At 55.1% G+C, this 3,961-nt stretch carries 3 protein-coding genes; 2 read left to right on the top strand and 1 reads right to left on the bottom strand.

Translation table 11 applies throughout. The annotated features are described in order from the left end of the window. Positions 1-28: 28 nt before the first annotated feature. Positions 29-199, top strand: coding sequence for a DUF1059 domain-containing protein (locus tag Q8Q07_04555; GenBank protein MDP3879564.1), 171 nt, complete (start codon positions 29-31; stop codon positions 197-199). Between the two features lie 357 nt (positions 200-556). Further along, positions 557-2,014, top strand: coding sequence for a phosphoglucomutase/phosphomannomutase family protein (locus tag Q8Q07_04550; GenBank protein MDP3879563.1), 1,458 nt, complete (start codon positions 557-559; stop codon positions 2,012-2,014). Between the two features lie 65 nt (positions 2,015-2,079). Here Q8Q07_04550 and glgP read toward each other — a convergent pair whose 3' ends face one another. After that, positions 2,080-3,783, bottom strand: a complete 1,704-nt coding sequence (glgP, locus tag Q8Q07_04545; GenBank protein ID MDP3879562.1) for an alpha-glucan family phosphorylase — start codon at positions 3,781-3,783, stop codon at positions 2,080-2,082. Between the last annotated feature and the right edge of the window lie 178 nt (positions 3,784-3,961).

Genomic DNA, 3,961 nt, shown 5'->3' with positions numbered 1-3,961 from the left:
ACGGTAAGTTGAACGGAGGTAATCAGTTATGCCCACATTCAAATGCGCAGACGTAGGGATGGCCTGCAGCTTTGAAGCCTCGGCGGCTACCAAAGAAGAGCTAATGCAAAAGATAGCCAAGCACGGCGAAGAAGCTCATGGACTGAAGACTATACCCCCAGATATCATGGCCAAAGTCGAGCAAGCGATTAAGGTCTAGGAGTAAGTTCCTTTCACAGATATATACAGAGGCTGTCCGAAAATGTCATTCTGAAGGAGCGGAGCGACTGAAGAATCTGGGGGTGGAGTGGCAAGACAGATGAATATGACCCCTCACCACCCGGATTCTTCGCGGAGTTTACACTGAGCGAAGCGAATGTGCTCAGAATAACAATAGGGATGTTTACTATCATAACAATGACAAACGAATCTTTCCGGACAGTCTCTGCCATCTCACATATTTTAAGTATGACTACGGATGTTATTTACAGTACCGGCTGTTTATACTTGGAATGTATAACCAGGGCTGGTATCCCCGTGCATACGCGAGGACAAATTGCAGCCAGGAAGGTGAGCCATGACCCAATTCAACTTAAACACAAGCGACAGCCTGGTAACCGGCAGGTCCATCAAATTCGGTACCGATGGATGGCGTGGCATTATCGCCGAGGACTTCACCTATGACAACGTCCGGCTCTGCGCCCAGGGACTGGCCGACTATCTACGGGGGAGCGCAGCCGCCAGCCGCGGGATAGTTATCGGCTATGATAACCGTTTTGCCTCCGAGGGCTTTGCGGCCGCGGCCGCCGAGGTGCTCTGCGCCAATGGTATCCGCGTTTTTCTCTGTCCCAGGTCAACACCCACACCTGTGGTCAGCTATGGCGTTGTCGCCAGAAAAGCGGGCGGCGCCATCGTAATTACGGCGAGTCATAACCAGCCTATCTGGAACGGCTTCAAGTACAAGACCGGTGACGGCGCCAGTGCCCCCTCTGAAGTCGCTTCCGGTATTGAACAAGCCGTAGCCCGGGTCAGCGGTATCAACCGAATACCTCTTCAGGAAGCGACCAGGGAAGGGTGGCTGGAAGAATATGACATTACCCCCCTGTACCTTACCCGCCTCCAGAACATTGTCGACGTCCCGATGCTGAGGCAGACCATGCTCAAAATAGGCATTGACCCCATGTACGGTGCCGCTAGCGGCTACCTCAGGACCCTTCTCCAGGGCGGTAATCTTGACATTACGGAAATCCACGGCGAACGTAACCCCATTTTCCCCGGCATGAAACAACCTGAGCCTGTTCCCGCCAATCTCACCGCTCTCTCTGAGGCTGTCAAGCAGGGCGGTTGGAGAGTGGGGCTGGCCACTGACGGCGATGCCGACCGCTTTGGCGCCGTAGATGAGCACGGCACGGTGCTCACCACTCTACAGGTATTTGCCCTGCTCTGCCTCTACTTTCTGGAAGTTCGCGGCGAGAGAGGCACCATTGTCAGAACGCTAACCCAGACACGCATGGTTGACCGTCTCGGCGAGATTTACAAATGTCCGGTCAGAGAGACCAGGATAGGCTTCAAGTACCTGGCGCCCGTCATGATGGCCGAAGACGCCATACTCGGTGGGGAGGAAAGCGGCGGCTATGGATTCCGGGGGCATATCCCAGAGCGTGATGGCATTCTGACCAGCCTTTACTTTCTGGACCTGATGGCCCGGACCGGTAAAACACCCTCAGAGCTAATCGACCATCTATACGGGAAGGTAGGCCCTCATCATTTCGAGCGGCGTGACCTGGAGTTTCCCGAAAAGCAGCGGACTGAAATCACGGAAAGGGTAGCAGAACACCAGCCGCAGCAGCTAATAGAACGGCGGGTGGTGAGAACGGACAGCCTCGATGGTTTCCGTTATGTGCTCGAAGACGGCTCATGGCTTCTGGTCAGGTTCTCCGGCACCGAACCGCTCCTCCGCATCTATGCGGAGAGTGATAGTCCTGAAACAGTGCAGCGCCTGCTTCGGCAGGGTCAGGAGATGGCCGGACTTTGACAGGCGATGAGCCTGGTATTGCCTATCGATTACGGGGTTGTTATCCGGCTGACCGCGCCCAACGGTCAATACGAGGGCATGTAGGCATGCTCCAGGTACTGGAGCATCATCCGTTTGCTGTTATAGTATGACGCGTTAATGGCAATCGCCGACCTTCGGACTTCGTCGAATGCGTTCGGTTGACGGTAAAACATGGGTACTATCACGTTCTCCAGTTTGTCGTAAAGAGAGTCGGCTTCCTTTATCGTGCTGACCTCCGGTGAGGGCTGGCCTATTGACCAGCCGGTGACGCCCTCAAAGTGCCCCTCCACCCACCAGCCGTCAAGGACGCTCAAGCTGGGGACGCCGTTAAAGGCGGCTTTCATGCCGCTCGTCCCTGACGCTTCATCGGGTTTTAGAGGAGTGTTCAACCAGAGGTCAACCCCGGCGCAGATATACTTGGCCAGTGACAAATCGTATTCTTCCAGGAAGACCAGAGGTACCGTCCCGCTTAACTGTTTGGCTACCTGAAAAACTCTTCGGATAAGGGCTTTGCCCCCTTCATCCCGCGGGTGCGCCTTACCCGCATAGACTATCTGGAGCGGACCGGCTTCACGCGCGATTCTTTTCAGGCGCTCCAGATTGCTGAGCAAGAGGTCAGCCCGTTTATAGGCGGTCATACGGCGAGCAAAACCGAGGGTCATAACGGAAGGGCTCAGGCTGACGCCGGTACGCCGCTTTACCTCTGAAATCAGGTCTTGTTTGGCTTCAAGATGTGCCTGGTGGACTTCCTGAATGGGCAGACTCACTACGTAGCGCAGGTAAAGGTTATCCTGCCGCCACTGTGGAACGTGGCGGTCGTATAGCCGCTGGAAGGGTTCAGAAGTCCAGGTGAGGGCATGGACGCCGTTAGTTATTGAGTTTATCGGATAGCCGGGGAACATCGTGCTTGAAATCTCCTCGTGGCGCATGGAGACCCCGTTAATATAGCGGGAGAAGAACAAGGCCAGGTAAGTCATATTGAGCACGTCATCCTGAAGACATTCAATAGACATTAACTTGTGAGTCATCTCATCACCCAGCACCTCTTTGACGAGGTCAAAGGGGAATTTATCAAACCCGGCCGGCACAGGGGTATGTGTGGTGAAGACACACTGGTCTCGTACCCGCTCGATGTTCTCCAGGGCATTCACCGGCAGGGCCGATTGCTCCGCCTCCTTTGAAAGTAAAGCCATGGTCAGCAGCGCCGAGTGTCCCTCGTTCATGTGGTAGACCGTCACGTCCGTATATCCCAGGGCGCGCAGTATGGCCAGTCCTCCCATTCCCAGCACCACCTCCTGACACAGCCGGTAGTGCTCATCACCGCCATAGAGCTGGTCGGTCAGAGTACGGTCGAATTCATTGTTCTCCGGCAGTGCCGTATCCAGGAATAATACAGGTATATCATCAGCTATAGGACTCGGCAGCACGTAGCGCCAGGGCCGTATCCAGACCTTCCGCCCTTCAATGGTCACCGTGACACGAACCGACAGCGGTTCAAGGTGGTCTTCGGGGTTCCATTCCGCCGGGCTTTCCCGCTGGTTCCCGTCAGCATCCAGGTGCTGACGAAAGTACCCCTTACGGTGCAAAAGTGTCACCGCGACCAGCGGTATGCCGATATCGGCAGCAGCCCGCAGGGAATCCCCGGCAAGGATCCCCAGGCCACCGCTATAGGTGGGCATGGACGCGGTAAGTCCAATCTCCATGGAAAAATAGGCTACTATTGATGACTGGAGTGGCTGAATACTCATCTTCTGCCTCCCGCCTGGTTTTTGGACTGTAAAGATTGACTAACCATTAGAGATTGACCAGAATATCGTCCCCGCTTACTTTAACGGCGTAAACGGACAGGGGGCGCGGTGAACGGAACAGCTTGCTGACGGATGCCTTGATACCTGTCCAGTCCGTCCACCGGATTATCCGGCCATC

Source organism: Dehalococcoidales bacterium (assembly GCA_030698765.1).
Lineage (GTDB): Bacteria > Chloroflexota > Dehalococcoidia > Dehalococcoidales > UBA2162 > JAUYMF01.
Note: the sequence above shows the minus strand (reverse complement) of the source record. Positions and strands in the feature narration are given on the sequence as shown.